23 protein-coding genes are annotated in these 26,980 nt (G+C 43.9%); 8 read left to right on the plus strand and 15 right to left on the minus strand.

Annotated elements, in window-relative coordinates:
- Positions 1-17: 17 nt before the first annotated feature.
- Both nhaC and BLQ53_RS03965 read right to left on the minus strand, forming a co-directional pair.
- Positions 18-1,439, minus strand: a complete 1,422-nt coding sequence (nhaC, locus tag BLQ53_RS03960; RefSeq protein WP_244499237.1) for a Na+/H+ antiporter NhaC — start codon at positions 1,437-1,439, stop codon at positions 18-20.
- 309 nt (positions 1,440-1,748) lie between these two features.
- Positions 1,749-2,459 (minus strand): DsbA family oxidoreductase, encoded by a 711-nt coding sequence (locus BLQ53_RS03965; protein WP_093726003.1) that lies wholly within the window; start codon positions 2,457-2,459, stop codon positions 1,749-1,751.
- A 149-nt stretch (positions 2,460-2,608) separates the two neighbouring features.
- Between BLQ53_RS03965 and BLQ53_RS03970 the strand changes: the two genes are divergently transcribed.
- The 3 genes from BLQ53_RS03970 (at position 2,609) to BLQ53_RS03980 (ending at position 4,905) form a co-directional block, all read left to right on the plus strand.
- The gene (locus tag BLQ53_RS03970; RefSeq protein ID WP_093726004.1) at positions 2,609-2,830 is read left to right on the plus strand and encodes a YuzF family protein; all 222 of its coding nucleotides are present in this window, start codon (positions 2,609-2,611) and stop codon (positions 2,828-2,830) included.
- A 12-nt stretch (positions 2,831-2,842) separates the two neighbouring features.
- The gene (locus BLQ53_RS03975) at positions 2,843-3,739 is read left to right on the plus strand and encodes a manganese catalase family protein (RefSeq protein WP_093726005.1); all 897 of its coding nucleotides are present in this window, start codon (positions 2,843-2,845) and stop codon (positions 3,737-3,739) included.
- Positions 3,740-3,999: 260 nt separating this feature from the next.
- Positions 4,000-4,905, plus strand: a complete 906-nt coding sequence (locus BLQ53_RS03980; protein ID WP_093726006.1) for a hypothetical protein — start codon at positions 4,000-4,002, stop codon at positions 4,903-4,905.
- 34 nt (positions 4,906-4,939) lie between these two features.
- On the opposite strand, the gene BLQ53_RS03985 is transcribed toward BLQ53_RS03980, so the two are convergent.
- Positions 4,940-6,883, minus strand: coding sequence for a glycoside hydrolase family 127 protein (locus BLQ53_RS03985; protein WP_093726007.1), 1,944 nt, complete (start codon positions 6,881-6,883; stop codon positions 4,940-4,942).
- Positions 6,884-7,001: 118 nt separating this feature from the next.
- Between BLQ53_RS03985 and BLQ53_RS03990 the strand changes: the two genes are divergently transcribed.
- From BLQ53_RS03990 to BLQ53_RS04000, 3 genes are all read left to right on the plus strand, one after another.
- Entirely contained in the window at positions 7,002-7,862 is an 861-nt protein-coding gene (locus tag BLQ53_RS03990; protein ID WP_093726008.1) for a helix-turn-helix transcriptional regulator, read from the plus strand.
- 69 nt (positions 7,863-7,931) lie between these two features.
- Positions 7,932-8,348 (plus strand): MarR family winged helix-turn-helix transcriptional regulator, encoded by a 417-nt coding sequence (locus tag BLQ53_RS03995; RefSeq protein ID WP_093726009.1) that lies wholly within the window; start codon positions 7,932-7,934, stop codon positions 8,346-8,348.
- A 199-nt stretch (positions 8,349-8,547) separates the two neighbouring features.
- Positions 8,548-8,826 carry a hypothetical protein gene (locus BLQ53_RS04000; protein ID WP_093726010.1) on the plus strand — a complete coding sequence of 93 codons (279 nt, stop codon included), beginning with the start codon at positions 8,548-8,550 and terminating at the stop codon, positions 8,824-8,826.
- A 206-nt stretch (positions 8,827-9,032) separates the two neighbouring features.
- Here BLQ53_RS04000 and srtB read toward each other — a convergent pair whose 3' ends face one another.
- From srtB to BLQ53_RS04030, 6 genes are all read right to left on the minus strand, one after another.
- Positions 9,033-9,773: a class B sortase gene (srtB, locus tag BLQ53_RS04005; protein WP_244499238.1), complete on the minus strand. Its 741-nt coding sequence runs from the start codon at positions 9,771-9,773 to the stop codon at positions 9,033-9,035.
- Between the two features lie 135 nt (positions 9,774-9,908).
- Complete coding sequence (locus BLQ53_RS19285; RefSeq protein ID WP_280137055.1) at positions 9,909-12,071, minus strand: acid phosphatase; 2,163 nt, start codon at positions 12,069-12,071, stop codon at positions 9,909-9,911.
- Between the two features lie 189 nt (positions 12,072-12,260).
- Positions 12,261-13,133: an EamA family transporter gene (locus BLQ53_RS04015; RefSeq protein ID WP_093726012.1), complete on the minus strand. Its 873-nt coding sequence runs from the start codon at positions 13,131-13,133 to the stop codon at positions 12,261-12,263.
- Between the two features lie 158 nt (positions 13,134-13,291).
- Positions 13,292-13,921, minus strand: coding sequence for a DUF2306 domain-containing protein (locus tag BLQ53_RS04020; RefSeq protein WP_093726013.1), 630 nt, complete (start codon positions 13,919-13,921; stop codon positions 13,292-13,294).
- Positions 13,922-14,486: 565 nt separating this feature from the next.
- A complete protein-coding gene (locus tag BLQ53_RS04025; RefSeq protein ID WP_244499239.1) occupies positions 14,487-14,786 on the minus strand; it encodes a VOC family protein in 300 nt (99 codons plus the stop codon).
- A 118-nt stretch (positions 14,787-14,904) separates the two neighbouring features.
- A complete protein-coding gene (locus BLQ53_RS04030) occupies positions 14,905-16,536 on the minus strand; it encodes an alkaline phosphatase (RefSeq protein WP_093726014.1) in 1,632 nt (543 codons plus the stop codon).
- A 945-nt stretch (positions 16,537-17,481) separates the two neighbouring features.
- On the opposite strand from BLQ53_RS04030, the gene ahpC reads away from it, so the two are divergent.
- Together ahpC and ahpF are read left to right on the plus strand one after the other, a co-directional pair.
- Positions 17,482-18,045, plus strand: a complete 564-nt coding sequence (gene ahpC / locus BLQ53_RS04035; protein WP_093726015.1) for an alkyl hydroperoxide reductase subunit C — start codon at positions 17,482-17,484, stop codon at positions 18,043-18,045.
- Positions 18,046-18,059: 14 nt separating this feature from the next.
- Positions 18,060-19,589 carry an alkyl hydroperoxide reductase subunit F gene (gene ahpF / locus BLQ53_RS04040; RefSeq protein ID WP_093726016.1) on the plus strand — a complete coding sequence of 510 codons (1,530 nt, stop codon included), beginning with the start codon at positions 18,060-18,062 and terminating at the stop codon, positions 19,587-19,589.
- A 54-nt stretch (positions 19,590-19,643) separates the two neighbouring features.
- Here the strand turns inward: ahpF and BLQ53_RS04045 are convergent, their stop codons facing one another.
- From BLQ53_RS04045 to BLQ53_RS04070, 6 genes are all read right to left on the minus strand, one after another.
- The gene (locus BLQ53_RS04045; protein WP_093726017.1) at positions 19,644-21,146 is read right to left on the minus strand and encodes an anti-phage protein; all 1,503 of its coding nucleotides are present in this window, start codon (positions 21,144-21,146) and stop codon (positions 19,644-19,646) included.
- 311 nt (positions 21,147-21,457) lie between these two features.
- On the minus strand, positions 21,458-22,405 hold the full coding sequence (locus tag BLQ53_RS04050; RefSeq protein WP_093726018.1) for a 5-oxoprolinase subunit C family protein: 948 nt from the start codon (positions 22,403-22,405) through the stop codon (positions 21,458-21,460).
- Positions 22,398-23,171 (minus strand): LamB/YcsF family protein, encoded by a 774-nt coding sequence (locus BLQ53_RS04055; RefSeq protein WP_093726019.1) that lies wholly within the window; start codon positions 23,169-23,171, stop codon positions 22,398-22,400. Before BLQ53_RS04055 ends, BLQ53_RS04050 begins: the two co-directional genes overlap by 8 nt.
- A gap of 12 nt (positions 23,172-23,183) precedes the next feature.
- Complete coding sequence (gene pxpB / locus BLQ53_RS04060) at positions 23,184-23,906, minus strand: 5-oxoprolinase subunit PxpB (protein WP_093726020.1); 723 nt, start codon at positions 23,904-23,906, stop codon at positions 23,184-23,186.
- A gap of 21 nt (positions 23,907-23,927) precedes the next feature.
- Positions 23,928-25,151 carry an NRAMP family divalent metal transporter gene (locus tag BLQ53_RS04065; protein ID WP_093726021.1) on the minus strand — a complete coding sequence of 408 codons (1,224 nt, stop codon included), beginning with the start codon at positions 25,149-25,151 and terminating at the stop codon, positions 23,928-23,930.
- A gap of 209 nt (positions 25,152-25,360) precedes the next feature.
- A complete protein-coding gene (locus BLQ53_RS04070) occupies positions 25,361-26,917 on the minus strand; it encodes a glycoside hydrolase family 32 protein (RefSeq protein WP_093726022.1) in 1,557 nt (518 codons plus the stop codon).
- Positions 26,918-26,980 lie beyond the last annotated feature (63 nt).

Below are 26,980 nucleotides of genomic sequence, written 5' to 3' on the forward strand. Positions count from 1 at the left end.
GTAGTGCTCGCTTCGTTTTAAGCCTCTGCCACTTTCATTTTTGGTTTCTTCTGCATCGCTTCTTTTTTCTCTTTGAAAGTCCAGCCGGTTAGACCATATAGCAAGGTGAACAGCGGCGTGATAAAGGCTAAGAAACAGAACGGCAAATAAGTGACTGTCGCAATGCCAAGCGCACCTGCAGTATAGATACCGCCGCCAGTCCAAGGAACCAAAGGTGCTCCCTGGGTTCCTGTATCCTCAAGGATACGCGATAGGTTTTCTGGCTCCAAATTCAATCGATCAAAGATCGGCCTCATCAGGGTACCACCCATGACCGTCGAGAAGTAGACCGAACCACCAACAGCAAGCATGACATAACTCACGATGATAGTCACTACAGTAAGTACACCTGTATGATTGATTTTCATCGCAAAGGAAGCAATCAATGCTTCAAGAACACCAGCATCAGCCAGCATGCCACCTACTCCGAGAGCGAATAGGAATAATGCTATCAGCTCAAGCATACTCGTCAATCCCCCCCGCTGCAGGAGTTCATCAACAACAGGAATACCAGATTCCACTGCATAACCGCTATAGAATGTAGATAATGTGTCCACAAAGCTGAAGCCTTGATAAAATACTGCAATGACTCCGCCTATGGCTGCCCCTGCAAAAATAGCCGGGATTGCCGGTTTCTTCATCGCGAGCAAAGCAATCAATACAACAATCGGAATCAACGGAATGATTCCCAAATTGAAGTTATCCGCCAAGTATGATGTCAGCTGATTCACATCATCCGATCCCGCTCCGCTACCATGGTAGCGCAAGCCGATGAAGGTGAAAATACCAGCAGTAATGAGATAGGACGGCACTGTCGACCAAAGCATATGCTTGATATGGCGGAATAGCTTTCCTCCCGTAACTGCCGGTGCCAGGTTTGTCGTATCTGACAGCGGGGACATCTTATCCCCGAAGAATGCACCACTGACAATTGCTCCTCCTGTCAAACCTACCGGAATGCCAAGTGCCGTACCCACCCCCATCATTGCCACACCTGCAGTACCTACCGTTCCCCAACTGGTACCTGTCGCAACGGATACAAGGGAACAGAACAATAATGTCGTCACCAAAAAGAACTGCGGTGTAATTGCCTGCACACCATAATAAATCAAAGTAGGCACAGTTCCAGATGCGATCCATGCACCGATTAAAATGCCGACGGTCAGCAAGATGATTCCCGGCATCAGCGCCTTGCTCATGGATTTGACCATGGACTTCTCTATCTGCTGATAGTTGAATCCAAGTCCCATCATATAAGGGATGATGACCAACATGCTAATGAACATCAGTATTTGAATCGGTGCATCAAATGCTAAAATTCCTACGGATACTACTGCCACGATTGACAAAAGCATCATCAATGCATAAATAAAAGACGGTTTCTTAATATCGGTTTCCAACCAACCACTCCTTCAACCCGAGGTTACTTATTTATTTTGCTGAACAACGCATAACTTTTATTTCTTACCCGTTCAGCCGTTTATCAAAACTCACCTTTATAATGGTACAGTAAATCGACATTGCACGAAAATAGCATCAGCAGCAGTTAAAAAGGATAAAAACGACTCAGCTTGGCAGACTCCAAGATAACTGGAGTGTTCTTAAATATGCTCCAATATGGTGCCTTATCATCCATATACAAAGCCTCGTCATTCCCCTGACGCTTTTGGGCACAAAAAAATGACCTGCAAACCTGCAGGTCATTCCTCTCATATCGAACAATTATCGTCTGTGCATACACCAGCGTCACCAGAACCAAAATTCTGGAACTTCGGCTGCTCGTTTTCTTCTTTCCATACCTGATTCAACGCACCGACGAATGTTTCCATCGGCTGTGCACCAGAGATGGTGTACTTATTATTGAAAATGAAGAAAGGAACACCTGTGATACCATACTGCTGTGCCAGCTGTTCATCTGCTCTTACCTCATCCAGATGTAACGTCTCATTCTCCAGAATCTCTCCTGCTTCGTTGCGATCCAAGCCTGACGCTTCTGCTATATCAAGCAGCGTTTCTCTCTCGCTGAGATTCTTGGATTCCGTGAAGTACGCATAAAGAAGATTCTCGGTGATCGCTTTTTCCTTGCCTTTTGTTTCAGCAAATTTAGCCAGCCGATGTGCATGTAATGTATTCGTCGGCTTCATCTCATCAAAGTTGAATGTAAGCCCAACTTCAGCTGCGTGCTGACCAATTTGCATGTTGTTCACCTTTGCTTGCCCAATTGTCATGCCGTATTTATCAGCCAGAGCTTCATGGATGTTTTTTCCATTGTACACCCCAGCATTCGGATCAAGCTCAAAGCTTTTGAACACCATCTCCACACTGTCCTTATGTTCAAATTGTTCCAACGCAAGCTCCAGCTTCCGTTTACCTATATAACAGAAAGGACAGACAAAATCTGACCATACTTCAATTTTCATCGTGACACCCCTTTTCACATTAAGATGATTTTAGCACAGACCCGACATTCCACAAAAAACGATGCCTGCATCCACCCATGACATATGCATGAGGACATCCATTACCCGCATAAGATATAGCGTTTTTACCTATTAAAGGAGCGATCAGCATGAATCAGCCTCAGCAAACAACCTACATCAGCACTGTCGACCCGCATATCTATCAAACATTACAAGGAATCCGGAACAAACAGATCATTGTGGAAACCGTTCGCGGATCCGTCACAGGGAAATTGACAACTGTCCGTCCGGATCATATTGTCGTCGAATCAGGGGGATCACCTTTCCACATTCGTACCGCGCAAATCGTTTGGGTCATTCCAAAAGGATAAGGAGGAAAACTGATGTTCAAACGGGAAAACAGACTCGCAATTGAATTACCCGTCCCAGAGCACGGGGATCCAAACGCTGCTGCGGCGGTCCAAGAACTGCTAGGTGGCAAGTTCGGTGAAATGTCGACTTTGAATAACTATATGTATCAATCATTCAATTTTCGCAACAAGAAAAAACTAAAGCCTTTTTATGATTTAGTCGCAAGTATCACCGCAGAGGAATTCGGACATGTGGAGCTTGTGGCCAATACCATAAACCTTTTATCCCGCGGCAATACATTTTACACCGGAGATCCTGACGCCACACCTCTTCGTACAGGCAAAGACAGCCGCAATACATATCACTTCATCGCTACCGCACAAACTGCATTAGCCGGAGACTCCATGGGGCGTGCCTGGACCGGAGATAATGTCTTTTCAAGCGGGAATCTCGTACTGGATCTCCTGCATAACTTCTTTCTCGAATGCGGCGCCCGGACACATAAGATGCGCGTCTATGAAATGACCGAACATGAAACAGCCCGGGAGATGATCGGCTATCTGCTTGTCCGCGGCGGTACACATGTACTCGCTTATGCCAAAGCGCTGGAAATTGCGACAGGAGTAGACGTCTCAAAATTGGTGCCTGTCCCTGATTTATCCAACACGAAGTTCGACCATGCCCGAAAATTTGAGAATCAAGGACTAGGCAATATTCTCTTCACTTGGAACGACACGGGCGAATATGCAGACATCCGAAAAATCTGGAAAGGGAAGAACCCCGAGAATGGCAGTCAACTTGTCGTAAAACAAGGCGCGCCATTGGGCGGACCAATCCCGGATTTGGAAGAGTTGCCCGAGGAATTTGCTCCTGGTATCGATCGGGATGATTATGAGCGAATTGCGAAAAGACTAATGGAAAATTTATGAGAAGCTGCCATCGTGCAGGGGAAGTATCTCTAGCCTGCACGGTATAAAATTTCCCTATAAGTCCTTTGACACAACGTTCTTCATAAAAGCACGATATAACCAATCTAAAGGACTATGAAATCCCCCCTTTTCTTTTCAAAAATAGCTGCTTCTATTACTAAACACTCCAGTAAAATCCAAACACACACCACATATTCAATAAAATGGTATTCGATATGCTATGTTATAATCCGCTGGAATGCTATAAAAGGGGCCATATGATGAAAAAAATCTTGTTCTTCTTATTATCATGTATCTTATTAACGGCATGCAATTCACATGAAAACGCAAATGAGGAAGGAGCTGTACAAAAAGAAGAAACAAATAATGAAACGACAGCAAACGAGACCAGCCAAGATGCACAGAAAGATGGACAGCAACGTTCCCCAAATCAAAATGCTTCCAGGTCAAATGCCAGTAAGGATCTGACTGAAATCATCATTCCCACCATCACCATTCCGTCACCATTTGGAGATGACGGAAATATCCGTTATAAGCATGACTCCATGGAAGAGTTCAGAAATGAGTACGGAGACGAAAATGACATGATCCACTTCAGCCTTGAGGACGGACCTATTCGCTCTGTTAGCACCGGGGATAATATGAAAAACATCGTAAATTACGGCGATGCTTATATCAATATGCTGGAGGCACAAGCTTTTGCATTGGAGAATGAGGCAGACATCCATGCTGCTTACGACCTTTTTATCTCCAATCCTCCCGAACAGCTGAAGGATTTGACTCCAGCTGATTACAGATCATGGGAAGAAGCAACGAATGTGGAAAAGGGAATTATGCAGATGGTATTTCTTATCGCTCCAGCTGTCGGAGACACAAAATACATAGTAGAAAACGACTTGTACGATGAGGAAGCATTACCAGCCTTACAGAAACAATTCGAGCGGCTTGGATCTCCGAATGTATTGATACCTGCTCCTCAAACCGCGCTCGACCTGCAGCTTTATGATAACGCTATGATGGTGCAGACTCTTTGGGGAGAGCTCGGTCAATTTGAAGATCCCCAAACCAACAAAGAAGAATTTGCCGCATTGTATAAACAAGTGAATCAGGAAACGAACAATCTGCTTGTCCGGGTAAACTATACATTAAGTGAACCAATCGAATAAATAATAATAGGCTGCCATTGTTCGGCAGCCCTTTTTATGCTTCATATATCCATACACGCATCTCCCCAGCATCATCTCGATTACACCATGCGTAATAAGGAATTGCCCGTAATCTGCAAGGCTCAAGCAGCGGCGCGTCTATCTGGTAAAGCTCTTCTGTCTCTGCCACTCGCCACCCTTTTGCCTCAAGTGCTACCACACCGTTCAGCAGATCCTCCTCAAATGCTGCGGTGATATCACTCTCCCGCGGAAGCCTCAAACTACCAAGGCCTTTACCATTATCCACTTCCTCCAGGCAGTAGACGACCGGTCCGCGCTGTAAAGCAACTTGCCCCTGATTCATTCCAATTTTGGAATTGCTATAGACACGCATCACCGAAATCGGCAGTTGCAGCTCAATTCGATCGCCAGTTTCCCATATTCGATCCAACACAAGATAACCATTGACCAAATCATCAATTACAGCAGCTTCTCCATTCACAGAAGCTGTCGCGCCCAGACACCAGCCTGGAATACGGAACGCCAGCTTGAATCGTCCTTTTCCTTCCACTGTAATCGAAATATTGCCATTCCACGGGTACTGGTGACTTTGTATCAATTTAACTGCCTTATCACCAATCATCGCTTGCACACTGCCTGCCACATATAGATGTGTGTACAATGCAGCTTCTGTTTGTGTATAGGCATAATCTTCAATGGATGCAATCAAACGTGCAAGATTCGGCGGGCAGCAGGCACACGCAAACCACTTCTGCCTCTCCTGTTTCACATGCTCCTGATCCTTACGCCCGGCTTGATACGCATTCACCTCTAGCGGATTCACATAGAAAAAACGCTTCCCATCCAAATCCATACCACTGATCGTCCCATTGTAAAGTGCCCGTTCGAGCACATCGGCATATTTCCTATCAGGTGAAAGCAACAGCATCTGCTTCGCCCAGAAAACCAGTCCGACAGATGCACATGTTTCACAATACATACTGTCATTGGGAAGATCATACGCATCTGTAAACGCCTCTCCGTTGACAGCCGATCCCAAGCCTCCGGTTACGTACATCTTCCGATTGGTTACATCCTCCCATAAAGTATCACACACCGTTTGCAGCTCGGTATCATTGGTCCGCCGGGCAAGATACGCCATCGCTGCATACAAATACATCGCCCGTACAGCATGACCGACCGCTTCCTGCTGTTGGCGAACTGGCAGATGTGCCTGCATATACGCATAGCCGAGCCCAAAATTCGTATGCTCATCGTTCCATGTCGGCGGAGCATGAAAAGATTTTCGCTGTTCTTTCTCCATGTCAAAATAATGAGGCTCCTGACCGCGCTGCTCAATGAAATATACCGCAAGCTCCAGATGCTCGCGTTTTCCCGTTGCATCAAATAGCCGCAGCAGTGCCAGCTCGATTTCCGGATGCCCCGGGTATCCTTGCAGCTTTCCATTCTCCACTCCAAACGTTTTGCGGATCAGTTCCACGTAGTTCTCCACGATACCCAGGAACGCACGCTTGCCTGTCGTTTCATAATAAGCAACTGCCGCTTCAATCAAATGGCCTGCACAATACAATTCATGGTTATCCCGCAAGTTCGTCCAACGATTATCAGCCTCCACGAGCATGTAATACGTATTCAAATATCCGTCTTCAGCTTGCGCTCTGCCCATTATCGAAATGACATCATCCGCCGCAGCTTCCAAGTCTGGATCTTTGAAGCTACGTAAGCTGTAAGCTACCGTTTCCAGCCATTTCGCTACATCACTATCCTGAAAGACCGTGCCATAATAATCACCAGCTGCTTCACCCGCTGCTATGCGGAAATTTTCAATGGCATGGCTTGGGGCAGTGTCAGGCAGCTGATCATTCAACGCCTTCCACTGGTAAGGAATGACTTGTTCAGCGACGAGCTTCTTATAATTCAACCAGAAAGCATCTTCTATCGTTACTTTTGGATGCACCTGCACATTTGGAAATCCCATCTTCCCACCCCTATATTAAGCGTTTTCAAAAGGTAGCTTAACATCTAAAATAGAAGTGATATAGTATCAGATTCAACTTCGATTTACACTATTTCACCCAAAAGGTGGCGACACAGACATGGAGACATCCTACCTATCATTTGCGGTTCCTCCTCTGCCCTATTTTGCAGAAGGAAACAGTACGACATTCCGCAAAGGACAACAGCACCCAGCACGAAGAAACCTAGGTTTCTTCGATATCATCCTCGTCCAGCAGGGTACTTTGTATATCGGGGAAGAAGCATTGCAATGGAACGTTTCCGCCGGCGAGGCATTGATCCTTGAGCCGGCGAAATTTCATTACCCGACAGCTCGCTGTACAGCTGATACCACATTTTATTGGCTGCATATGCAAAGTCCATCAACTTGGAGGGAACAGACTGTTTGTTCCTCTATTTCATCTGATGAAACCATACCGTCCCTGCATTATCACACAGCGAATGGAACGATACACCTGCCGAAATATCAACAGATAGCCTATCCGCAAGTTTTGTTTGATGCGGTGGAAAACCTGCTGCAATCAACGATCCAGCCACGCTCCTTTGCTTTTTGGGAAACACAGCAATCATTCATGCAAGTCCTGCAGCATCTGTCATATAACCCGGTGCCGCAGCAAGCCTCGTTACAATTAGCTGAACGTATCGAAATATACATCAAGCAGCACTACAATCAACGGATCACAAACAGCACCTTGGCCAAGCATTTCCATGTACACGAAAATTATATGGCCAGATGCATGAAACAAATCTATCATTGCACGCCACTCGCCTATTTGGCAGCTTATCGGTTGCATCAAGCCCGCCTGCTGCTTATAACCACCGACTGGTCACTGCAGCACATTGCCGAAGAAGTCGGTTTTACAAGGCAAAGCTACTTCTCGAAAAGCTTCAAAGCGAAATTCGGCATCTCACCGAGTGAGTACAGAATACGGGTGCAGTAAAACCTAGCTAACTCGTCTGCAGGTGCGCTATAATGCAGATAACAAATACACAGCTAGGCAGTGATAAGCATGACTGAAAAAAATACGGCATCCGAGATAGAAAACATCATGAGTTCCATCCTTGGTATCCAGCAGAAATCAAGGGCATTCATCAACCTGCTGACAGAAGGCGAGGCACTCTCTGAGAACCATTTACTTCTCCTGCTCCAACTGAAGCTTACAGACGGCATGAAGGTCACTGCCATCTCCGATCTTTTTCACATTACACCGGGAGCAGCCACTTCCATGTGTGACAAAATGGAGCAAATGGGGCTTGTGGAACGAAAGCGGGAAGCAAAAGACCGAAGGGTTGTAACGATGGTACTGACCGCGGCAGGCAGAGCCAAAGTGGAACATCTTTTCCTGAAATTCCAGTCAGAAAAACTACAGGATATCGCTTCCATCCTGACAGAAGTGAACACTTTATTAAAAAAGATCATTGTATGAAAAAAATCTCCCAACAGGGGATTTTTTTTGTGCCTATTGACAGGACAGCACATATTATACTTTAATTATAATATATTTTAATTATTAAAACATATTGTAATTAAAGTATAATCAAGATCAAGAAAGACCTGGGCCAGCAAAGCTCAATGATTCATTTCACATGGAAGGCAGTCCACAAAATGACAAGGAGATGAAACAGATGAAGTATCCTAAATCACTTCGTTTATTGTTATTGTCACCAGCAATACTTGTGTTGTCCATTCTTTATGGCGGATTTATCACCGTCATCGCCCTTGCCTTATTGGCTGGCATTTTGAACACATTTGGTTTCGAGCAATTCCAAATGTTCATCTGGCATAACATGGAACTACCTGCTGCATGGAGTATCCCTTTTGCGATTGTCGTGTCTGCCTTGCTTGCTTATCTGACCATGCACGTAAAACGTGCCTTATCTTATCTTCTGAGCTTGGTGAAATAAAATGGTCTATAACTATTTCTCCTATCCAATGTTTACAACAAATACGATACCTCCTAACACCAATGACATCTCCAAAGCACACGAAAACCAACAGCTGTTCCTGCAAAAAAACGCAACCAATGATAAAGCAGAAGGAAAAGAAATAACTGCTGAACAAAAAAGGAGCGACTAAAATCGCTCCCTCAAGACAATCACCTGTTCTCCCATTAAGTCTTCGTTAATTTCCCGTGCAAAACTAACCTTCCATCTTCGGGATCTTGTAATGTATTGCATGTCGATAAGGTAATGATGTTATCCTTCTTCGTCACTTCCATGTCCGTCGGTATTTTTGATTTTTCTTTTATTACATCTACATAATCCATGTATGCTTCATCAGTAGAAAAATCAGTTTCTATATAATTAAAGTCCGTAGTCGTGACATAAACCGAAAAAATTTCTACTTTATAGCTTTCAGCAACTGTATCAAATTGAAATTCTTTATTTTGAGAAAAGAAATCTTCATCTAAAAATCTATCCAGCTGCCCAAACATCGAACCATCTTTCATCTGATGACCGTATATAATCGTTTGTCTATCCAGCGATTCTGCATCATTTCGAAAATCCATAAAGATACTGCCTGACTTGGATTTATCCTCTTTATAATTCCGATTCAAATAATGGCTGTTATCAGAACTCTGTAATATGGGATAGTCTATTTTTGTATTCTCAATTGATAACCAGCCTACTATATTGGGATTAGTATGTAAGAGACTTTGGAACTGCGGGCGTACTGGGTATTTTGAAGTTACCGCATTGCTTTCTTGAACACTATCTTTATACTGCTCTTGGATTTCCTTCATGACTTGTTCACTTTGAACATATTCAAAACCAATTCCCCCTAGTTTTATCAGGGAAAATAAAAACACAGCTAAACATGCGAGGAGGACTATCTTTTGAATCCAACTCATTTTGTTGTTTTCCTTTTTCATGTTTTATCCGTACCTTTATGCGAAAGTATTGTCCTCCATAAATAAGATGCGCCCCCGAAAGCTTAAGACAATTGCTTGCCTTTTCACTGCAAGGGGCACATGGACAGATTCAGGTTATCTGCTGTTGAATTTCCTTTTCCAGATAACGATGGCAGCGGCAATGGCAGATGCCGCCAACAATCCAGCATACAAGATTATATTCGTGTCATCCCCTGTTTTAGGGTTTTCCACTGCCTCTCCATCACCCTTGCTCGATGTCACCGGCTTTACGGAGTTATTACTTTCTTTTGTCGTATCTTCCACTTTAGCCGGCGCTTTTTCCGTTTCGGTAGTTGAATCACCTGGATTTTCCTCTTTATCTGTTTCTGTTGGTTCTGTAGCAAACGCGTCATCGTCTTTTGGCTCCTTGTTGTTATCTCCCGTTTCCTCTGGTGGTGCCGCTGGAGAATTGCTTTCTTCATCCTCTTTGGCATCGCTGTCTACAACGTATAATGCATTTGCGCCATAAGAAACGTCGTAATTTTCCGGAAGACCTGTAATCTCCACTGCAGAAAAAGCGCTCTTATCAGCTAGTGCATCATAGGAGATGATCGGCGATTCTGGCTCAGGGATAAAACCATCTGTAAAGTTCAGCTTTAATGTCCCGCCAAATGTTGCATCCCCATTAATATCAAATACGTCTTCCTTATTTCCGATCGTCAGCTCAAGCGTACCCGCTTCCGACTGCGTAAAGTCACTGCCGATCGTTACGCCGCTTGGTACATTCTCCGTCAGGGTACCTTCGGTGTTTACAACTTCCCCTTCACCAAAAGCAGTTCCCGAACTTGCGGATAAAGTGCCTTCTTCCAACAGCGTGCCGCCGGAATAAGTATTATTTCCAGATAGCGTTAAGGAGCCTGTACCTGATTTAGTCAATTTTCCGGAGCCGCCGATAGCATTTTTCCAAGTGTCCGCTTCGTGATATCCACCTTGAGAAGCGTCCATTGTCACCGTTACATCATTCTCGAATGCTTCATAACCGCCTGCAGCAGCAAATAAGTTCAATCTTCCCCAGCCTTCCGTATCATCCAATACAGGATATCCAGAAGGCAAGCCTGTTGTATATAATATCCAGCGACGCTCTGTGTCATCCAAGTATGGGAAACGTGTCTCAAGCAGAACTTCGGCACCTTTTGGTACGACCATCGGCTTGGTAGTGTCGCCAGTTTGCGCAAAACCATAAGTCAAACGCTCTGTATAATTCTTTTTATTCGTTTCATAGTCACTGTAATCATCTACGGACGTGCCTTCCTGGGTAAGCAGCACTTCATGCGCTTGCGCATAAGCTGCTTCTTTCACACTTTTGTTTGCCGGATCATTCAAAGCAGACGCTGCCACAGCTGTTGCCATGACCCTTCCACCGATAACATCAAGCGGGGAATGCATGCCGGCCACGATTCTGCTATGACCCATTTCGGAAGCGCTTGTCATCAATTCTTCATAACGCTCCGGAACTGCATAAGCAAATCCATAGGACGCAAGATAAGCTGCATTGGTATGACCGCTTGGGAACCCGCCATCGCTGCTTGGATCTTCTTTGATTCTCGGGACAAGTGTAGGTATGACGCTAACCTCTTCACTCCAGCGAAACGGACGTTTATAGCCATAATAAGCTTTCGCATTGGAAGTGGAAGCTCCGCTATTGCGTATTGTATCAATTAGTCTCACCATGCTTCCGAGACTTGAATCCTGATCAGCCCAGACGCCATTATTATTACTTCCATCATCGTAACCAACACTTGTCGCATCTTCTGGAATCTCATCCGCAATGGTCGTCCCAGCGTTAGCACCAGCAATGAAGTTATCTGCATGAGAGCCAAGTCCTGCAATAGCGCTGTAATTTTGATGACGGCGATCAACTAAATAAGCCCTCTTTGCTTCTTCTTCTGTGCGATTTTCTGTGATGGAGATTGACTTCGCTATGTTCTGATTATGTATATCGGCATTTAACACGGTGCCATTATCCCATGAAGTTCCAGGTTCCCAAATGTCATGGAACTTGGAAAGCACACCGATCGAGGGATTTGATTCAGGGGTCATGTTGGCCTTGTCATTTTTTGCATAGTTATCGACATAATAGCCATAAGCTGCTTCTTGCGGAGCAATTGCGGAATCATCAAGATTGTTCGCCGCAAGAGCCGAACCAGTGCCTTGGAAACAAAAGAATCCGGCCAGTAATAAGACAGGTATTTTAGACTTTCTTTTTTTTAGCTTATTTTCATTACAGCTATTCAACACACAGTCACTCCTCATCATTAATACTACAAGTTAATTCTAATGAAGGTTTGTGACAGTAGTTTTATATTTTTGATAAGATATTGTATTTTTTGACACAGTCCAATAGATCTCCTGTCAATTCTTACAATAATCACTTCTTAACGACAAGAGACAAAAATGGAACCTGCCAAGCAAATAAAAAAAACTGTATCATACCGGCTCGCGTCTTCCGGAAACTAGTGCAGTCAGGACTATACCAGCCAATAACAAACCAATACCCAGCCAAGACAAGAGGGTGAGCTCCTCGCCGACTAAAACTACGCCCAATACGGCAGCTGTAAGCGGTTCAGCCAGGGAAAGTGTAACAGCAGAGGATGCAGGAACTTGCTGCAGACCTTTTGAGAACAAGAAATACGCAGCCGCTGTCGCGATAATTCCCAGATGCAGGCTTATCGCAAAACCCTTTGGCTGAAGAATCCAATCCATTTCGAATAGGAATAAAAATGGAAATAGGAGAATCCCGCCAATCCCAAAGATGACCGCTACTGCTTCAAGTGAACCTCTGCCTTGTACAATTTTGCCGCTCAGCAATGTGTAACCCGCAAAGGATAGACCAGCGCCCAGCGCAAGCAATATACCAGCGGGTTTGATAGTTACCGAATCCCCAGTCAGAAACAGCAGCACGCAGCCTATGATCGATAACACGGTTGCCATCCACCATATACGCGCAGGTCGCCGCTTGAAAAATAATAGCTCCAGCAGCCCAGACATTATCGGGGCACTCCCGATTGCGATAACTGTTCCGACAGCCACGCCTGTCTGCAAAACCGCTGAAAAGAACAATGGCTGATAGCACGCCATGCTTAAAGCAGCCAGGATTGTCAATCGAATTGGCCATCCTTTCCTTTCAAACCTGCCAAAGAACAGCACAACTAGCAACAAAAACATGCCCCCCACCATCAGTCTGGCCGCCCCAATCGCTATGGGGTGGGCACCTGCTGGCGCGAATGCCTGGGCCGCACCAGTTGTACCCCATAACATCGCAGCTAACAGGACGAATACAGGTGCTTTTTTAATGATCATCTCCCCCTGTTTGCATCTTTTTTTCATCATATTCGTCGGGATTTTGTAACGGATGACCGGATAGCAAAAGGACAGAAATAGGATAGATATGTTTGCTGCAAATCTATTCCTGACTCCTTACTTACAACGGTGCCATTAGCTATCCTGATTGCTTGCAGTCAACTACTTTTTCTCGAACGTAAATAAAGAATAATAGCCTCGGCGATTGCTACATTCACTATAATCGAACCATACACTCCGATAGTATAACTCCGTGTATAATCCACCCCTGTTTGGTAAAGGACCGAAGAAATCAAGTGAATGAACATATTGGTAAAACAAAACACATAACTCCGAATCATCCACTGCCAATGCTTGTCCAGCCTTCCTTTTTTGGCATGGATAATGGCGACAATAGTGATGATGGGCCAAAACAAATTCACCATATTGAATGGTACACTTACCAGCTTGCCACCAGTTGCATAAGGAGCCAGATAACCCGAAGTCAAGGACACCAGTATGACGGATACTACGTATATATAGCCATTGATCCGATGAAATTTCCGCTTCTGCCATGCCAATCCCCTCGAGAAATTCACAGCACCACTCAGTGTTGCTAGACAAGCAACAAACACATGTACATACATCACATCCAGCCAAACAGGCAAACGGAATGAATCGCGCAAATTGATTTTCTGTTCCAAGAAGAAAGAAGCTTGATGATCGAGGATGTAGTTATCTGTAAGGGTAAAAAGAATATAAATACCGATGAAGACCAAAAGCAGTTTATAAATGAATCGCAAAGACATGACACACCTCTTTTATACCTTGCTGTTAAAGCACGGGTTCCTGCGCCGCAAACAATATACATATGTCTAACATACAGGAATTACGATAATTCCCTTGAAAAGGACAATTATTTTTACATTCTATTCATCACGGCAGGGACGTTCATCTTTAAACAAGATGGATCTACTGCCGATACCGAGGAGAGAATTGTTCTTGGTTATACTACATCGACAAACACATCTTATCAATCCCTGACCGATTATCAAAAATACCTTAACACCATTGCAATGGATACTTACACTTTCCATCCAGAAGACACCTCTTAGGTGAAGCTCCAGAACAACAATCGGATTTTTTGCAAGGCCACATGAATCAGAATCTTTCTGGAAGGCAATCAACTAGGAACAAATAACAGAACCGCAACCGGCACATTTCACCTTGTTGCGGTTCCCTCTTGTTGTTTTGCTATCTTTATTAGCTTCACATACCAATTCGGATCAATCCTGCCATCGCAACACCGTATTCCCTGCTGACAAGTCTAAACAGTATTATTGTTTCATAGCCGGAAATTCCACAGGATACCAATCATTCCCCAATCAGCACAAAGACATTCCCATCTGGCGCCTGCATGACAGCAACATGCGCTTGAATCCATTTCACTCCAATATTTTTTGATAACTTACCATATAACGCCTGTACATCGTCTACCACTATTTCTGTTTCGGCAAAGGCTAAATCTGGATTATCCTTAAGAACCAGCTCCGTTTCTCCATTCGGAAACTTCATTCCGACAAGCCGCCATTGATCTTGTGATGTTTCCCATGCCTTGGTCAGTCCCATTTCCTCGTAAAACGCAATTGATTTCCCGATATCTTCCGTATACACAGCTAAACATTGTAGCCCTTTCTACATCTTCATTACGACCCGAACCTTTGTTCCCTTATTATATTATAATAAGGGAACAAAAAGCACCCCCGATAAAATATCAGAGATGCATTCAAGTTTATTTTGCTTTCTTCACTAGCTTCACCGCATCCTTCGAGACATAGAACTTACCACCGCTCTGGACCGTTACACTATCAAGCTCATATTCCCGGTCATTTACAATGACGATGTTCTTGTTCACTGGGAATTCTGCTTTCTTACGCCCTTTGTCCACTACCAATACAGGGTTGGCTGCATCGGAAGAATCAATGCTCACTTCTCCCCATTTGCCGAAGGCTTCTTCGGCTTCTATAAACATGTTTTTGCTAAGCTTATCAAGCTTGAAGCCCATCGCATCCGCCACGCTATGGGCGATATCCGTATTCTCGATCATGCCGGATGGTTTGCCTGGTCCATAGGAGTAAAGGAACAGATCCTCACCCGTATGTCCGCCAGTCGTGAATCCTAGATTAGCCCGCTGCGCCAGGAGATCAACCAATGTGCCTTCCAGATTCTCAGAATCAGTGATTGCCGCCTTCTCTTCATTAGTAGGGTTTGTAATACCGTATAGTTCTGCCACTTCCAATCTATTGGAGCCATCCTGATTTAATTGGGACATAGCGCCTTCAAGCGTCATTTTTGCTTCTTTCAGCGGATCCACATAAGCGGAGACAGGTGTAGACGGATAGCTGCTGTCTGTATTTTCATTACCGATGGAAATTCCGCTGTTGCCGTGGTCAGAAACAGCGATGACCATCGTGTGCTTATCCTTCTTGGCAAAATCCAGCGCTTCTTTCACCGCATCGTCAAACGACAGCGTATCGCTGATCATACCGACTGGATCATTCGCATGTGCGGCCCAGTCCGGCTTACTTCCTTCAACGAATAGGAAGAAACCATCCTTGTCTTTGGAAAGCGTTTGAATACTTTTCTTTGTCATGTCAGCCAGTGTTGGTTCTTCCGGCTGCGTCACTTCCCGGTCCATATCATAAGCGAGTGCAGCTGGCGCAAAAGAGCCCCAGATTTTTTTCGATTTGGAATCAAGCAAATCTTCCCGATTTTCGACGAAATCATAACCCTTGTCACCAATCACGTCCAGCAAGTTCTCTCCATCTTCCCTATTACCATTCTCAAGCGAATCCTTCCCGCCGCCTAGGACAACATCGATATTCTGATAGACTTGCTGTTCAGCGATGTTATCATACTGCTGGCGATGCTCTGCATGGGAAGAGAAGGCAGCAGGTGTCGCGTGCTGAATCTCGGATGTGGAAATAAGACCAGTAGCTTTTCCGTTCAGCTTGGCTCCTTCCAACACGTTCGTCACTGGACGATATGGGTCATCGGCAAGATCTTCATCCACTCCCGGGGAGGCAATCTTTTCTGGAAGGACACCGACAAATTTGTCATTCGTTTTATTTCCGGTTGCCATCGCTGTACCGGCTGGCGCTGAATCTGTAACTGCAGATTCAGCAGAATATGTCCGCACACCGCCTGATGCCATTTGGTCCATCGCCAAATCCTCACCCTTGTACCATCTGGAAAGCGTTGTAGTTGTCGAGCTTACCCCGTCCTTAACAAGGACGATGACATTCTTCACTTTCGGATCCTTCTTCGCCTCAGCCTCCTCCCGATCAAGACTCGTCAAACCAAGCGAACCAACCGCAAGCGTACTAGCCAATGTCACCCCAATTAATTTTTTACTCAGCCTCATTTCACATTCCTCCATTTCATCCATTTTAAAAAACAGCTGCCAATTCATAAAAAAGTTAATAGAATCAGGTCGTGTACGAAGGTAATTTTATAGGGTGATTGTTAATAGGATGTTAATACTCTATTAATCTATCGTTAATTAATATTTTGGTTACCTTGGAAGAAAAAGGGCGTTGGTGGAATAACAAATACTATAATACTAGGCGTTTTTAACTGCTTGCATATAAGTTTTCCATATGGATCATTCCTAAATAATTGACTGAACAGTCATCTTGCAGCCCATCTTACAAAGGTAGTATAAAATACCCACTTTATACTCTGCAGCTTATACTTAGTACTGTGTACCCTAAGCAAAATCCTTATAGTTATCCCTTGAATCTTTCTAAGTTCATTCGCCTATTTAGTAAAGTTCTATGAATCCTGCAAAAAAACCTCCCTTTTTCAGGAAGCTTTTCGATTTATAATATGAACCTTGTCCACACTTTTCGCTTTGCACTCTGAATGCTCCATACAAGCATGCTGCTAAAAGACAAAATAAGCTTACTTTCACTCGTAAACCGAAAGTCTTCCGTTACGCTTCAAAAAGCCCCCTGAATTTCTAAGCTGCAAATTGCTTCCTTTTATTTTTATCGGCAGACAAGGAGAAATATAGGGAATACTTAACGAAGTATTCAGATATCTCTCTTCTCAAAGAGATTTTACAACTGAAAAAATAGAAGCACACCAGCCAAGGTTCAACGTAAGTATGTCACATAATTTTAACCATCTCTTAAAACATCGTCTAAAAGGCGTCACTTCAGTATTTCCATTGTGACAGTTTTCACATATTCCCTTGACATGAAAGTCCTAGTATTCTACGCTTACTAATAAATATAAATTTAGAATTATTTTGTCTAAGTAATTCTAAGTTTCTAGTTATTAATATATTTTAGGAGGCTATTTATCTATGTCACTTATCGGCAAAGAAGTACAACCATTCACAGCACAAGCTTACAAAAACGGAGATTTCATCGAAGTAACAGAAGCGAATTTTAAAGGGCAATGGAGCGTTGTCTGCTTCTACCCTGCAGATTTCAGCTTTGTATGCCCTACAGAGCTTGAAGATCTTCAAGATCAATACAGCACACTTCAAGATCTTGGTGTGGAAGTATTCTCTGTATCCACTGATACACACTTCGTACATAAAGGCTGGCATGACAGCTCTGAAAAAATCGGTAAAATTACATATGCAATGATTGGTGATCCATCTCAAGCAATCTCTCGTCAATTCGATGTTTTGAACGAAGAGTCTGGTCTTGCTGACCGCGGTACGTTCATCATCGATCCAGACGGCGTGATCCAAACTGTTGAAATCAACGCTGACGGAATCGGCCGTGACGCAAGTACACTTGTGAACAAAATCAAAGCAGCACAATACGTGCGCCAAAACCCAGGTGAAGTTTGCCCGGCGAAATGGGAAGAAGGATCCGAAACACTAACACCTAGCTTGGATCTTGTAGGCAAAATCTAAGGAGTGCGTTGACTATGGTACTTGATGCAAACATAAAAGCTCAATTGAACCAGTACATGGCGCTTATGGAGAACCCTATCGTTCTGAAAGTGAGCGCTGGTGAAGACGACGTTTCTAAAGAAATGCTTGCCCTAGTCGAAGAACTATCGGCTATGTCGTCCAAAATCACAGTAGAAAAAGCAGAACTGACTCGTACACCAAGCTTCACCGTGAATCGCGTCGGTGAAGATACCGGCATTGCATTTGCCGGTATCCCGCTCGGACACGAATTCACATCGCTTGTCCTTGCATTATTGCAAGTAAGCGGACGTGCGCCGAAAGTTGATGAGAAACTAATCGCGCAGATCAAGAAAATCAAAGGCGAATTCCATTTTGAGTCTTATATCAGCTTGACTTGTCATAACTGCCCGGATGTCGTCCAAGCGCTGAACATGATGAGTGTGCTGAATCCGAACATCACACATACGATGATTGATGGCGCAGCCTTCAAGGAAGAAGTGGAAAGCAAGAACATCATGGCAGTTCCGACTGTTTATTTGAACGGCGAAAACTTCGGCAGCGGTCGGATGACGCTTGAAGAAATGCTCGCAAAAATGGGCTCAGGCGCCGACGCATCCGAGTTCGATAACAAAGATCCATATGACGTCCTTGTTGTCGGCGGCGGTCCAGCCGGCTCCAGTGCAGCAATCTATGCCGCCCGCAAAGGAATCCGCACGGGTATCGTAGCAGAGCGCTTCGGCGGTCAGGTATTGGATACAATGAGCATCGAGAACTTCATCACCGTCAAAGAAACAGAAGGTCCGAAGCTTGTCGCAAGTCTGGAAGAGCATGTGAAGGAATATAATATCGATGTGATGAACCTGCAGAAAGCAACGAAGATTGCCAAAAACGATCTATTCGAGCTGGAACTGGAAAACGGCGCAACACTGAAAAGTAAGAGCGTCATCATCTCCACGGGAGCACGCTGGCGTAATGTCAACGTTCCAGGCGAGCAGGAATTCAAGAACAAAGGTGTTGCCTACTGTGCACACTGTGACGGCCCGCTATTCGAAGGGAAAGATGTTGCTGTCATCGGCGGTGGTAACTCCGGTATCGAGGCAGCCATTGACCTGGCTGGTATCGTAAAACATGTCACTGTCCTTGAGTTCAACGATACACTGAAAGCAGATGAAGTGTTGCAGCAGCGTGCCTACAGCCTGCCGAACGTGACCATCATCACAAATGCTCAAACTACCGAGATCACCGGTGACGACAACGTCAACGGCATCACTTACGTAGAACGCGACACAAACGAAGAAAAACACATTGCCTTGCAAGGTGTCTTCGTCCAAATTGGTCTTGTACCGAATACAGAATTTCTCGCCGACGTCGTCGAGCGTACACCTATGGGTGAAATCATCGTCGACAAACATGGCCAAACAAATGTCCCCGGCCTGTTTGCTGCGGGAGATTGCGCAGATACTGCGTATAAACAAATCATTGTTTCCATGGGATCTGGAGCAACTGCATCACTTGGTGCTTTTGATTATTTGATCCGGAACTAATAATTTCAATCAAAAAGCGTTCACTCCAATTGAAGTGAACGCTTTTTTAAATTACTAGGATACTTTTTCTATTTTTATCCCTTCCTTCAGAGCATATCTGACTTTAGGATCCTTAATCGTAAAATAAAGAGCACCAGAGACCTGGTCAGTCTTTTCTATTAATCCTATTCTCTCCATTCCTACCACATAGTTATTTGTTGATCCACCTGTACCTGCTTTTATGTTAAGCTGATTTTTTGTAAATGTTGGTGAATCTAATTTTAATAAGTATGCAGTATAGGAATAGAAATCCATTGAGTTTTTATAAGCATTCTTTTTACGGGGATAATATTCATAGTAATTAAAACTACTTACAAACTTCTCTAGGGCTTTTTTTATAACCCTTGCTTGTAACTTCACAGCTTCTGAATTGCTTTCATAATTCTCTTTAAGAATTTTATCAAAGATATGCCACAAGTCTCTAGGATTATTATTTGCAAGAGTAAATATTTCTTCATCTAATTCCTCAGAGTATTGATCATCGAATATATCTTTATAATCTTTAATCTTTTCTTCCGAGAAGATCAACAGTCTTTTATTTAAAGCTTTTTTCAAATCCTCTTTACTCCATTGCAGTACCGGAACATAGTGTTTTTGAGTACGAATATTCTCTAGTAAAAAGTTATAAGGAATTATCCACATAGATATTACAATTTGAATATTTTCATTCAGAAGTAATTTATTATCTGTTACAATGGGTTCAACAAATTCAGCAATACTTTCTCCGTTATTATTTAGCCTAGAATCTTCATCAATTTTATCAAGTAACACAACAGTCTTTTTATAGCCTATTTTATTAATTAACTTTAAAACATCTAATAGTAATTGATATGTTACTTCTATATCCGCAAAATCCGCATCTATTTCAACAGGTAATTCTGGAAAATACTCTTTGAACACACCTTCACTATTGATAGGCGGCATTCCACTAACACGCTTCATGATGTAGTCATCAATAATAACAGCACCAGCTGAAGCTCCCCAATTAAACATATTCCTAAAGAGATTAAAAAATTTAATCGATTCTTTTTTAAACTTATTAACTTGTATATTTTCTATCCTTGTTTTAATCACTCTTTTAGAAACTTGCGGCACAAAATTAGCTAATAGATACGATAATAAAACTTTATCTTCTTGACTTAATTTTTTTCTAGCTTTTCTCTTATCTTCAGCAAGAGCGGTAAATAACTGAATCGATAGCTTACTAAGTAGGAAAGTATAAAACTCACCAGAACTAAATTTTTTTTCTAATTTATCATAATCATCTATAGTACATACAAAGTCATATTTATCATCTAAGGTTCTTTTAAAGTCATATAAAATCGCCGTCTTACCTGTACCTCTATTACCTACAAGAATCATAGAAAGTCTATTAGTAAAACTTTCAATAATGGGAGAGTACATATTAGGTCTAATAAAAAGTTCATTCTCAAGTCCCAATTCATTTTCTGTCGTATATAAGGCAAATGGATATCTACTCAATCCTAAATCTCTACAGTAATCGTCAAAACTTTTCATAAAATCCCCCTTACGTCTTGTTATTATACCAAAATTATGAAAAATTTACTCTTGTGCAAATTAATATAAGACCTATTTCTTTGCTTGTTTCGTATAAACCTTATATAAAAGTACACAATATTTTTATATTTCTTCCTAATCTTTTAAGTTAAAAATACATTTACCATTAAAAATACATTTACCATATATGGAATATAATTATACTGCAATTCTTAATTCAGATTATACAACTCACTTTTCATTTAAAAATTGGCTTTATTAGAAATAACCTCACATATAAAAAGAAGATGTATAAAAACATCTTCCAATCGTTAAACTATTATTTTTTCCAACACACTTACTATCTTTTCTTTTTTACGATATAGCATCTGCGCCTTATCGATGCTAACTTCCTCAAACCGAATCACAGCCCCCGGCGCAGCCTGTGCGAGGAACGGAATATCCGCCGCAATTACCGTTGCAATTCGTGTATATCCCCCAGTCGTCTGCCTGTCCGCCATCAGAATAATCGGCTGACCATTGGCCGGCACTTGGATTCCGCCAAGCGGGATGGCTTCGGAAATGATATCGGCAGTGGTTTTATGTGTCAGTTCCGGCCCATTCAAACGGTAGCCCATTCGATCTGATTGCGGTGTGATTTCATATGCCGAAGTCAGGAAAGTCTGAATCGCCTCGTCTGTAAAGGCATCCTGATGCGGTCCAAGGATGACGCGTACATGGATCTCTTTCTGATACTCCGGAATCTCATCGTAATGAAGGGAGCGCCCTGTGACGGCGTGTGTATCCCCCGCAGCATGCAGAATGTCTTCCTTCTCCAGTGCACGGCCGTTCAATCCACCGATCTTCGCCTTCAGGAATGTGGATTTGCTGCCCATGACCTCTGGCAAATCAAAGCCGCCAGCCACACTAATATAAGATCGAATCCCTTCCAGCGGCTGACCGAATTCAATCAACTGACCTTCTTTGACAGCGAAACTCTTCCACATCGGAGCAGGCTGGCCATTCACTCTCGGAGACAAATTGCCGCCCGTTATGGCAATGACAGCATCCTTCAGCACCTTGAGTGTCGGCCCCATCATTGTGACTTCCAGCCCTGCCTCGTCCCGGTTGTTTCCGACGAGCAAATTAGCGATTTGCAGGGAAAAGTCATCCATGGCACCCGCTACGACTACACCGTATTCCTGATAGCCAGTCCGGCCGAGGTCCTGAAAAGTTGTCAGCAGTCCGGGCTTAATCACTTGAAATAGCTTTTCACTCATGATACTCGTCTCCGAAATTCCGAATCGTGATTTGCTCTGCTTGAAGTCTTTCGCGAAGCTGTTGAACGAATCGGAGCGCTTCTGGTTCATCTCCATGCACACAAATTGTATCAGCTTGTATATCGATGTCCGCTCCATCAACAGCCGTCACTTTACCTTCTTGTATCATGCGAATAACACGATCAACTGCTACTGTCACATCATGAATCATCGCATTCGCCCGGGAACGAGGTGTCAGTGTCCCATCCGGCTGATATGTCCTGTCAGCAAAGACCTCCTGCGCCACACGAAGACCGATCCTTTCTCCTGCACGCACAAGTTCACTGCCTGCCAAGCCGAATAAAACCAAATCCGGATCGACCGCATATACTGCTTTTGCAATCGCTACTGCCATGGTCGAATCCTTCGAAGCCATATTATAAAGCGCCCCATGCGGCTTCACATGCTGGACGTTTGTATCGCAAGCCTTGGCTGCCGCTTGGATTGCCCCGACTTGATAGACCACCAAGTTATATATTTCTTCAGGAGACAATTTCATCTCACGGCGACCGAACCCAGCTAAATCAGGGAAGCCCGGATGAGCACCGATTCCTACTCCAAGGCTCGCTGCCGTTTTAACAGTATTCAACATGACATTATGATCTCCCGCATGGAATCCACACGCAATATTTGCCGAAGATATGTATTGGAGTACTTCCTCATCGTTACCGATTGAATAAGCACCAAAACTCTCGCCTAAATCACTGTTCAAATCGATTTTCTTCATGTCAGCCCCTCCTTACTTTTTACTGCTGTTAATCTTATATTCTCCCAGACGAACTGCTTCCGCAATATCGTCGTACTCTTTTTTCGAAATTGGTACGAAGCGCAGATAATGACCAGACGCCAATAAAATCGGCTGCTCACTTTCTGGATCATACAATCTCACCGGTGTCTGGCCGATGATCTGCCAGCCGCCCGGAGTTTCCAGCGGGTAAACACCTGTCTGTGACCCTGCAATACCAACAGAACCTGCCGCAATTTTCGGACGAGGATCCGAACGGCGCGGTGTGGCAATCTCCTCTGGCATTCCGCCAAGGTAAGGAAAGCCTGGGACAAACCCCATCATATAGATCAAATAATCCTGACTCGAATGGATACGGATGACCTCATCTGCAGACAGACGATTGTGATCCGCAACGAAATTCAAATCAGGACCTGTCTCCCCGCCATAATAGGTCGGAATCTCATAAACAAGAGAAGCGGCATCAGCCACTCCTCCTTGAATATTTTCATATAGACGCTCCAGTTGTTCCAGCAATGCTTGATAGCGGATCTTATCAGGACGATAAAAGATGGATAAGGTTGTATACGCCGGAACCCATTCGATAATCCCCTCGATCTGCTCCTGTTTCAACAGCTCCGCAAACATCCGGATTTCCTGATTTGTTTCCGCTGAGATCGTCTGTCCGAAAACGAGCTGAATGCCCGTATCCCCTAATGGATGATAGGTAAGCTTCATTTTTGGGACCCCCTTCTCGAATTAGAACAGCTTCGGTATTTGATCAATCAATGTAACAATCGCCAAATATGCAGTTGCGATAAATACAATCGCACCAAAGATCGTCAGCCACAACGGATGTTTATAATCACCGACAATCGATTTTTTATAAGCTGCAATCAACAATACCCCTAAACCAATCGGCAGAATCAAACCGTTCACTGCACCTGCAATCACAAGCAGTGTAGCCGGCTGGCCTACCAAGACCATAATTATTGTCGAAATGATGATAAAACCGATGGTCACCAGTTTCTGATGACGCTCCACGCTCTTGGACAGAGTTTTCAAGAAAGAAACAGATGTATAAGCAGCACCGATCACAGATGTAATACCTGCTGCCCATAAGATTAGACCGAACATCTTGTACCCGATTGTACCGGCAGCTTCCAAAAAGACCGTCGCTGCAGGGTTATTTGCATCAAGTGATACACCAGTGACCACCACACCCAATACAGCAAGGAATAGGAATATTCGCATGATGGAAGCAATCAAGACACCCGTAACAGAGCTTCGCGTTACATAACGGAGGTTTTCTTTCCCAGAAATACCCGCATCCAATAAACGGTGACCACCTGCAAAAGTGATGTAACCACCGACTGTACCACCTACAAGGGTGATGATAGCGAATACATCCAGCTCTGTCGGTGCAAATGTGCGTGTTATAGCTTCTCCGACAGGCGGATCACTCTGAAACGCTACGTACAATGTCAAAACAATCATAACTACACCGAGTATACGAGCAATCTGATCCATCGCTGCGCCGGCTTCTTTGGAAAGAAAAATACCAATCGCTATAATACCTGTAATAATAGCACCTATCCGCGCATCAAAACCAAAGATAACGTTCAACCCAAGACCAGCACCGCCGACGTTTCCGATATTAAAGGCAAGTCCGCCCAATGCCACTGCAAAAGCAAGGAAGTAGCCGAGACCAGGCAGCACTTTATTGGCAATATCCTGCCCGCGCATTCTGGAAACAGCAATGATACGCCATATATTCATCTGCACGCCAACATCCAAAATGATGGACATGAGAATAACAAAGCCGAAGCTAGCTAATAATTGATCTGTGAAGACAGCTGTCTGTGTCAAGAACCCTGGGCCGATTGCAGACGAACCCATCAAGAAAGCTGCTCCTAATAAGACACCCCATTTTCCTTTGGAAGGAGACTGCTGCTGTTGTAGATCTTTCTCTTTTGATGCCATGTAAATCCCCCTTATGTAACGATTTTTACAAATCATCTGTATTATGTACTGCTTTGCTTACATTATCACAAATATTTAATAAACAAGAATCATTATAACTCGAAAATTATTGCTCACACAAGACGTAAAATAACCTAACATATATATACAACTGACAATAACATTTAAAACAAGAAAAAAAGGCCCTGTAAATGGCCTTTTCAAAAAATCTATTGTTTATTCTCCAATTTCTTTATATAGATATTACTAAACTCTGCACTTCCACCTTCTGCAAACAAGCTGATTCCTTGATCCTGCACTTGCGGAAATACCAAATTACTATGCACAACTTTTCCGTCGTCTATAAACACTTCCACGCTTGTTTTGTCCACTAGAACAGTCACATGCGCTTGCTTCTTCCCCGCATCAAACGGCGCTTTACTTTCCAGGTAAGAGCCTTCGTGATCGGGATTGGACGTATTACTTCTATTCACATAGGAATAACCGCCAGCAACTGCAATCCCCACGTCCAAATGGCGCGTTCGATCATCAGATTCCCGCAAACGCAACCCAACATTCGGGCTTTCGGTCCATGAAATATCAGCATCCAATCGATATGCCTCGGCCGATATATTCAGGCTTCGATTTTCATTCTGAAGGGCGCTATCCTCGACTGTATCCGTGGATTGTACAAGCTCATCAAGCTCTGCAGTCGGTTGGGAAGCCAGATAATAGCCTTCTTGATCCTGCTTCAAAGTGATTTCCCTGACAACAGAATCCACTCCATTGAATCCATCCGATTCCATCGTAGGTGTGTGGTCGGCATAAGACCAGTTATTCATCCAAGCCAGTGCATACCGCTTCGTTTGTTTATCCTCTGCCGACCCGTCCTCAAAGGTGACACCGCCGTACCAGTCAAATCCATGATCAAGCCAATTAGGGTCTTCATGATCCGGCTTAAAGTTCGTGCCATCAAAATCCCCGATCCAGTATGCGTATGTTTTCGGATCTCCTTTACCTTCTCCGTTCGCACTCATACCAAGTACATATTTGAGCGTACCGTCTGGTGCACGCAGTTGGAATAGATCCGGACATTCGAGTACACCGATTCCATCCGTTTGAAAATCTCCAGTGAATGTCCAGGTTTTCAAGTCAGCTGATTCATAAAATCCGATCTTTCCCCCTTCTGCTAGCAGCATGATCCAATTATGTTTTTGTTCATTCCATATCACTTTTGGATCCCGAAAATCCTCTGCACCTGGGTTTGCAAGCACCGGCTCCTCACTTTCCTGCTTGAAGGTATCCCCGCCATCTGTACTGTACCAGAGATACTGTTCCTGCTCTCCAGTCTCTCCTGTCGGCTGGGTAACAATTGCAATAAGTGCATCCTCACCAAAACCAGCTGTATCGTGCTTATCATGGATAACAGATCCAGTCCATGGATCGCCATTTTCCGTTGTGTACTTCGGTATAGCAACTCCGTGATCCTGCCAATGAATCAAATCCTCTGAGGTCGCATGCCGCCATTCGGTGCCATTGCCATCGGGGTAGTCTTTGTTGTAGAGATAATAATAGTGGTATTTCCCTTGGTAATAAATCGGCTGCTGCGGATCATTCTTCCACTTCTCTGGCGAACCGAAGTGAAAAACCGGACGGTACGAGTTAGTCTGCGCTTTCCCCGAATTCTTATTTTCCACCTTACCCTGGTTCAAAAACACCAAAGCCGCAACCACCAACACAACAAGCAACACGAGCAATCCAAACACCGTCCACCTCTTTCTTGTCATACTGTCCACCACGCTTTTACTTAAATGAATGAAAAGGAAATGCCATATGATGACATTTCCTTT

This window comes from Terribacillus halophilus (assembly GCF_900101385.1).
Classification (GTDB): domain Bacteria; phylum Bacillota; class Bacilli; order Bacillales; family Amphibacillaceae; genus Terribacillus; species Terribacillus halophilus.